Source organism: Radicibacter daui, assembly GCA_030657355.1.
In the GTDB taxonomy this organism is placed as follows: Bacteria; Pseudomonadota; Alphaproteobacteria; order Radicibacterales; family Radicibacteraceae; genus Radicibacter; species Radicibacter daui.
In genome coordinates, this window is sequence record CP131056.1 from 562,914 (window position 1) to 570,000 (window position 7,087).

General features: G+C 64.0%; 9 protein-coding genes (1 of these 9 running past the window's edge). 1 reads left to right on the forward strand and 8 read right to left on the reverse strand.

All coding sequences use genetic code 11. From position 1 onward, the window contains the following. Positions 1–37: 37 nt before the first annotated feature. From QTL98_RS02700 to QTL98_RS02735, 8 genes are all read right to left on the reverse strand, one after another. Positions 38–1,123: a sn-glycerol-3-phosphate import ATP-binding protein UgpC gene (locus tag QTL98_RS02700; protein WP_445680696.1), complete on the reverse strand. Its 1,086-nt coding sequence runs from the start codon at positions 1,121–1,123 to the stop codon at positions 38–40. 11 nt (positions 1,124–1,134) lie between these two features. After that, positions 1,135–1,983: a sn-glycerol-3-phosphate ABC transporter permease UgpE gene (gene ugpE / locus QTL98_RS02705; protein WP_445680697.1), complete on the reverse strand. Its 849-nt coding sequence runs from the start codon at positions 1,981–1,983 to the stop codon at positions 1,135–1,137. After that, positions 1,980–2,864, reverse strand: coding sequence for a sn-glycerol-3-phosphate ABC transporter permease UgpA (gene ugpA / locus QTL98_RS02710; protein WP_445680698.1), 885 nt, complete (start codon positions 2,862–2,864; stop codon positions 1,980–1,982). Before ugpA ends, ugpE begins: the two co-directional genes overlap by 4 nt. A 113-nt stretch (positions 2,865–2,977) precedes the next feature. Beyond that, complete coding sequence (gene ugpB, locus QTL98_RS02715; protein ID WP_445680699.1) at positions 2,978–4,288, reverse strand: sn-glycerol-3-phosphate ABC transporter substrate-binding protein UgpB; 1,311 nt, start codon at positions 4,286–4,288, stop codon at positions 2,978–2,980. Between the two features lie 236 nt (positions 4,289–4,524). Beyond that, the gene (folD, locus tag QTL98_RS02720) at positions 4,525–5,445 is read right to left on the reverse strand and encodes a bifunctional methylenetetrahydrofolate dehydrogenase/methenyltetrahydrofolate cyclohydrolase FolD (RefSeq protein WP_445680700.1); all 921 of its coding nucleotides are present in this window, start codon (positions 5,443–5,445) and stop codon (positions 4,525–4,527) included. A 59-nt stretch (positions 5,446–5,504) separates the two neighbouring features. Continuing rightward, on the reverse strand, positions 5,505–5,837 hold the full coding sequence (locus QTL98_RS02725) for a DUF167 domain-containing protein (RefSeq protein WP_445680701.1): 333 nt from the start codon (positions 5,835–5,837) through the stop codon (positions 5,505–5,507). Between the two features lie 4 nt (positions 5,838–5,841). After that, entirely contained in the window at positions 5,842–6,132 is a 291-nt protein-coding gene (locus tag QTL98_RS02730) for a YggT family protein (RefSeq protein WP_445680702.1), read from the reverse strand. A 149-nt stretch (positions 6,133–6,281) separates the two neighbouring features. Beyond that, positions 6,282–6,485: a DUF1674 domain-containing protein gene (locus QTL98_RS02735; RefSeq protein WP_445680703.1), complete on the reverse strand. Its 204-nt coding sequence runs from the start codon at positions 6,483–6,485 to the stop codon at positions 6,282–6,284. A 126-nt stretch (positions 6,486–6,611) separates the two neighbouring features. On the opposite strand from QTL98_RS02735, the gene htpX reads away from it, so the two are divergent. Then, positions 6,612–7,087, forward strand: the 5' portion of a protein-coding gene (gene htpX, locus QTL98_RS02740; RefSeq protein ID WP_445682222.1) for a zinc metalloprotease HtpX. Its footprint extends 508 nt past the window's final position; 476 of the gene's 984 nt are visible here — the first part of the coding sequence; it begins with the start codon at positions 6,612–6,614; its stop codon lies off the right edge, out of view.

Here is a 7,087-nt window from a genome sequence, read left to right on the forward strand (position 1 = left end):
CCCGGTCCGGCGATCAGGCGCGAGAGGTGTGGGCGACCTAGCCGATGCGGCGGCCGCTCTCCCGGTCGAAGAGATGCAGGTGCTCGGGCGTTGCCGTCAGGGCCAGCTTGTCTCCCTCGGCAACGGAGCGTTCGCCGGCCACGCGCACCACCAGCATGCCGGTGCCGAACTTGCCATGCACCAGCGTGTCGGCGCCCAGCTGCTCGATATAGTCGGCCGTCAGCGTCAGATGGGCACCGTCGCCTTCCGGCGTCAGGGCAAAATGCTCCGGGCGGATGCCAAGGGTGACCTCGCGCCCGTCCTGGGCAGAGGCGACGGCGCCGCTGCCAAGGCTCAGCACTTCGCCGGTCTTGAGTGTCACGGCGTGGCCGCCGCCGCTCACCGTGCCGTCCATGAAGTTCATGCCCGGTGCGCCGATGAAGGCGGCGACGAACAGGCTTGCCGGCTGGCTATAGACTTCCATCGGCGTGCCGATCTGCTCTACCACGCCCTGGTTGAGGATCATGATGCGGTCGGCAAGGGTCATCGCCTCGACCTGGTCATGCGTCACATAAAGGCTGGTGACGCCAAGGCGGCGCTGCAGCTGTTTGATCTGCATGCGCATGGAGGTGCGCAGCTTGGCGTCGAGATTGGAGAGCGGCTCGTCGAAGAGGAAAGCCGCCGGCTTGCGCACGATGGCGCGGCCCATGGCAACGCGCTGGCGCTGGCCGCCGGAAAGGGCGCGGGGCTTGCGCTCCAGATAGGGCGTCAGTTCCAGCATCTCGGCGGCTTCGCCAACGCGCTGGGCAATCTCCGCCTTGGGCAGGCCCGCGACCTTCAGGCCATAGGCCATGTTGTCGAAGACGCTCATATGCGGATAGAGCGCGTAGTTCTGGAACACCATGGCGATGTTGCGGTCCTTCGGCTCCAGCTGGTTGACGGTCTTGCCGTCGATCACCGCGTCGCCGGAGCTGATGCTCTCAAGGCCGGCCACCATGCGCAGCAGGGTGGACTTGCCGCAGCCCGACGGGCCCAGCAACACCAGAAACTCGCCGTCGCCGACGCTGACATCGACGCCCTTGATCACTTCCGCCGCGGAACCGGGATAGGTCTTGCGCACATTGCGCAGTTCGACTTGTGCCATGATGAGCCTTCTTACTTCTCGGTTTCGACGAGGCCTTTGACGAACAGCTTCTGCATGCCGACGATCACGGCGACCGGCGGCAGCAGAGCCAGGATGGCGGTGGCCATCACGGCGTCCCAGGGCGTGTCTGCATCGCTGAAATTAACCATCTTCTTGAGCGCCACGATGATGGTGCCCATGGCCGGGTCGGTGGTGACCAGCAGCGGCCAGAGATACTGCGTCCAGCCATAAATGAAGGTGACGACGAACAGCGCGGCGATGTTGGTGCGCGAGAGCGGCAGCAGGATGTCCTTGAAGAACCTCATCGCCCCCGCCCCGTCGAGCCGCGCGGCCTCTACCAGCTCGTCCGGAATGGTCAGGAAGAACTGGCGGAAGAGGAAGGTCGCGGTGGCGGAGGCCATCAGCGGCACGGTAAGGCCGGCATAGGTATCCAGCAGGCCGAGGCTGACGATCACCTGGTAGGTCGGCACGATGCGAACTTCCACCGGCAGCATCAGGGTGATGAAGATCATCCAGAAGCACACCAGCCGCAGCGGAAAGCGGAAGAAGACGATGGCATAGGCCGAGAGCATCGAGATGACGATCTTGCCGATGGCGATTGCCAGTGCCATCACCAGCGAGTTCCACAGCATCAGCGTCATGCTGACATTGCCGGCCGACGAGGCGCCCTTGGTCAGCGCCAGCCCGTAGGCTCCCGCGATATTGCTGCCGGGCAGCATGGAGAGCGGGGGCGAGAGGATTTCGCTCGAGGTGTGGGTCGAGGCGATGAAGGTGTAATAGAGCGGAAAGCCCATCGCGATAACGGCGACGATGAGCAGGAAATGGGCGATGAGGCGCCCGGTCTGGCGGGTCTCGATCATGAATAGTGCACCCGCCGTTCGACATATTTGAACTGGAAGATGGTGAGCGAGATGACGATCACCATCAGCACGACCGACTGGGCCGACGAGCCGCCCATGTTCAGGTTCACATACCCGTCGTTATAGACCTTCAGCACCAGCGTCTCGGTGTCCTTGCCCGGGCCGCCGGCCGTCACCGCATGGATGAGGCCGAAGGTATCGAAGAAGGCGTAGACCATGTTCACCACCAGCAGGAAGAAGGTGGTGGGCGAGATAAGCGGCATGATGATGGTCCAGAAGCGCCGCATCGGGCCGGCGCCGTCGATGGCTGCCGCTTCGATGAAGCTCTTTGGGATCGCCTGCATGCCGGCGAGAAAGAAGAGGAAGTTGTAGCTCACCTGCTTCCAGGCCGCTGACACCATCACCAGCAGCATGGCCTGCGTGCCGTTGAGGCTCGGGTCCCAGTTGTAGCCGGTGGAGCGGATCAGCATGGCCAGCGTGCCCATGCCGGGATTGAACATGAAGAGCCACAGGATGCCCGCCACCGCCGGCGCCAGCGCATAGGGCCAGATCAGCAGCGTCTGGTAGACGAGCTTGCCTTTGACCACGCGGTCGATCAGCGCCGCCAGCAACAGCGCCGGGATCATCGTCATCACCGTCACGCCGATGGCGAAGATGAAGGTTACCTGCAGCGAATAAAGGTAATTCGGGTCGGCGAAGATGCGGTGGAAATTGGCAAGGCCGGCAAAGGTGACCGACAGGCCGAACGGGTCTTCCTGGTAAAGCGACTGGCGCACGGCCTGCCCGGCCGGCCAGAAGAAGAAAACGAGGGTGATCGCCATCTGCGGGGCCACCAGCAGATAGGGCAATTTCTTGTTGGGGAATATCGCGCGGCGTTCCATCCCGTCCCTTTGGCCTTGGTCTTTGGTGTAAGCGGAGCGTCTCAATACGAAAACCCACCGCCCGCCCGGTGAGGGGCAGGCGGTGGGCGCCCGTCGTCAGGCGACGCCGGGGGTTACTGCAGACGCGAAGCGGCTTCCTTGATCGCCTCGTTGCCGCGCTTGACGGCATTGTCGAGGGCGGTCTTGGCGTCTTCCTTGCCGGCCAGCATCGCCTCGAACTCTTCGTTCTCGATGTCGCGGACCTGCGGCAGGTTGATCAGGCGAACGCCCTTGCTGTTCTCGGTCGGAGCCTTGCCCATCATCTGCAGGATCGGCTGCTCACGGCCCGGGTGGCTGTCATAGAAGCCGGACTTCTTGGTCTCGTCATAGGCAGCCAGCGTGACCGGCAGGTAGCCGGTTTCCTGATGCAGGCGGACCTGGATCTTGGTCTGGGCCAGGAAGTGGAAGAACTGGGCAACGCCCTTGTATTCTTCGTCGCTGTGGCCGCCCATGACCCAGAGGCTGGCGCCGCCCGGGATGGTGTTCTGCGGAGCGCCGCTGGCTTCCGGATAATAGGGCAGCGCGCCGGTGCCGAAATTCATGCCGGACTTGACCATGTCGCCGATGCCGCCCGAGCTGTCGAGGTAAAGGCCGCACTCACCGGAAAGGAAGAGCGGCTTGGCCTCGGAAGTGCGGCCGGCGTAACGGAAGGTGCCGTCCTTGGCCAATTCGGCCAGGGTGGAGAAGTGCTTGACGTTCAGCGGGCCGTTGAACTTCAGCGTTGGCGTCAGGCTGCCGAGGCCGTTTTCGTCGCTGGCGAACGGCACGTTGTTCCAGGCGGCGAAGTTCTCGGTGTGGATCCAGGTGAGCCAGGCGGAGGTCAGGCCGCACTTGCCGGTCTTCTCATGGATCTTGCGGGCAGCGTCGAACACTTCCGGCCAGGTCTTGGGCGGGTTGTTCTCGTCGAGGCCCACCGTCTTGAAGGTGTCCTTGTTGAAATAGAGGATCGGGGACGAGCTGTTGAACGGGAAGGACAGCAGCTTGCCGCTCGGATCGGAGTAGTAGGCGGTGATGCCGGAGAGGTAGTCGGCCTTGTTCAGCGTGAAACCGCCGAGCTTCAGCACGTCTTCCACCGGGCGGACGGCGCCCTTGGCAGCCATCATCACGCCGGTGCCGGCGTCGAACACCTGGAGGATGGCCGGGGACTGCTTGGCGCGGAAAGCGGCGATGCCGGCGTTCAGCGTCTCGTTGTACGAGCCCTTGAACACGGGCAGAACTTCATAGTCGGACTGGCTTTCGTTGAATTCCTTGGCCAGGCGCTCGACGGCATCATTGTTGGTGCCGTTCATGGCATGCCACCACTGGATCTGGGTCTTGGCCAGAGCCGGGGCGGTGAGAAGCGTGGAGGCGGCAAGCGCCAGCACAGTGGCTTTGCTGAGTTTCATGGCGAGTCCCCGTTCGATTATGACGCACATTGCTGCTACAGCCGCCGTGGGAGGACCCCCTCTTGCACAGGTGCGCAGCCATCCGGTCAGACGCGAGGGTTAGCCGATGGCTGTTACCCCGGCGCGACCGGAATGTGACACTTTTGTTAAAGTGCGGGACTAAGCTATGCCCGCTGATGATCGCGGGCAAGCGGTATCGAATTTTTCTTTGGGCGAAATATTTATGCCGAAGTGCTTCAGAGCGCGAGGTTGGCCGGGGCCGGCAGGCCATTGCTCGCGCAGGCGGCAACCACCGTATTGCGCAGCAAACAGGCAATGGTCATCGGCCCCACGCCGCCGGGTACCGGCGTGATGGCGCCGGCCACCTGCACCGCTTCGGCAAAGTCCACGTCGCCAACCAGCCGTGCCTTGCCCTCCGGCGTTGCCGGGGCAATGCGGTTGATGCCCACATCGATGACGGTGGCGCCCGGCTTCAGCCAGTCGCCCTTGACCATCTCCGGCCGGCCGACGGCAGCTACCACGATATCGGCGCCGCGCACCACGGCCGGCAGGTCCCTGGTACGGGAGTGGGCAATGGTTACCGTGCAGCTTTCCTGCAGCAGCAGATGGGCCATCGGCTTGCCGACGATGTTGCTGCGGCCGATCACCACGGCATTCATGCCGGCGAGGCTGCCATGCACATCCTTCAGCAGCATCAGGCTTCCCAGCGGCGTGCAGGGCACCATCGCACCGTCGATGCCGGCCGCAAGGCGCCCGACATTCACCACATGAAAGCCGTCGACATCCTTGTCCGGATCGATGGCGTTGATCACGGCATGGCTGTCGATCTGCTTCGGCAGCGGCAACTGCACCAGGATGCCATGCACGGCAGGGTCGGTATTGAGCTGGTGGATGAGGGAAAGCAGCTCTTCCTGGCTCGTCGTCTCCGGCAGCTTGTGCTCGAAGCTCGCCATGCCGGTTTCTACCGTCGCCTTATGCTTGCTGCGCACATAAACCGCGCTCGCCGGGTCTTCGCCCACCAGCACCACGGCAAGGCCGGGCGTCAGGTCATGATCGAGCTTCAGGCGGGCGACGCTTTCGGCCACGCGGCCCCGCAGGCCAAGGGCAAAGGCTTTGCCGTCGATCAGTTTTGCTGTGTGGGGCTGGGCGGCGGTCATGGCGCGAATCCTCGCAAGGCACGGCTCCCCGGCCGCGCCGGGGCGAAGAGGACGCCCTTTTAGGCCCTAACATGCCGGTTGCGCCAGTCCTCGAATGCGGGAAGCAGGGTTGCGCTGTCCCCTTCCGCCAGCACGCGCTTGTAGCGGTCGGTCTGGCCGGCGATCACGCTGAGGCTGCTTTTGGGCCGTCCGAGTTGTTTTGCCAGGAGCGCCAGCACGGCGGCATTGGCCTTGCCGTCCTCCGGCGCCGCTGTGACGCTTACCAGGAGCAGCGGCTTTCCACTCGCATCGGCACGTTCGCCGGTAACGCCTTCGCGTTTTGCCTTCGGGGTTACCTTGAGGCTGATCTCCACGCCGCCGGTGACAGCGGCGAAGGGGCTGGCATCAGCCACCGGTTCAGATCAGCGCCGGGGCCAGATATTCCCACATCAGGTTGCGCAGGAAGGTCAGCAACAGGATGAGGATCACCGGCGACAGGTCGATGCCGCCAAGGCTGGGCATGATGTTGCGGATGGGGCGCAGCAACGGCTCGGTCAGCCGGTACATCGTCTCACCCACCACATGCACGAAGCGGTTATGGGTGTTGATGACGTTGAAGGCGATGAGCCAGCTCATCACGGCCGAAATGATCAGCACCCAGATATAGAGGTTGATCACGGTATCGACGAGAATCAGCAGGGCGTGCATAGGCCTTCTATCCTTGTATGGCCCGGGGCTTCCGGGGCCTTGTCATTGCCGGTCCATGAAGGGCCGGGTCCAGCGGGGAATCAGCCCCGCGCAACCTTACCGTCGTGCCTTTCCGGCAGGCAAGCGGCGCGGTGGCTTGAGGCGGGGCGTTAAAAGTCGCTGCAGCGCCCGCCGACATCCCAGTCGCCGTAACGGGTCGGCTCGGGCCCTTTGGGCCCCCCGATTTCCTTTACCTTCTCCCGCACCTTTTCCGGCGCAGCCGCCGGTCCGGCGGCGTCTGCTGAGGGGGGGGCGGGCTTTGTTTCCGCCGGCGCTGTGGGCAGGGGCTGCCCGGATGTCTCGGTCTTGCTCATGCCTGCCTATATAGGCACCCCGCGTGACGCCTCCAAGGGCTTCGGCAACTTGCAGCCGCCCGGGTGCGTCACCACATCCGTGACGTAACGGCTTTTACCTTATGAAGAGGAGTGCAGGTTTCGATGATTGGCCTCATGCGGACTGGCGTGCTGCTGGCGGCGATGACGGCTCTTTTCATGGGGGCCGGGTATCTGGTCGGCGGCCGGGGCGGTGTGATGATCGCGCTTCTGCTGGCGGCGGGCATGAACCTCTTTGCCTGGTGGGGCTCCGCCGGCATGGTGCTGCGCCTTTACAAGGCGCGCGAGGTGGATGCGCGTTCGGCGCCTGAATTCCATGATCTTGTTGCCGGTCTTGCCCGCAATGCCGGCCTGCCGATGCCGCGCCTCTATGTCATCGATACCGACCAGCCCAACGCCTTCGCCACGGGCCGCAGTCCGGAGAATGCGGCATTGGCCGCCACGACCGGCCTGCTGCGGCGCCTGAGCCGGGAGGAGATTGCCGGCGTCATGGCGCACGAGCTGGCTCATGTGCGCCATCGCGACACGCTGATCATGACGGTCACCGCCACCATCGCCGGTGCCATCGGCATGATCGCCAACAT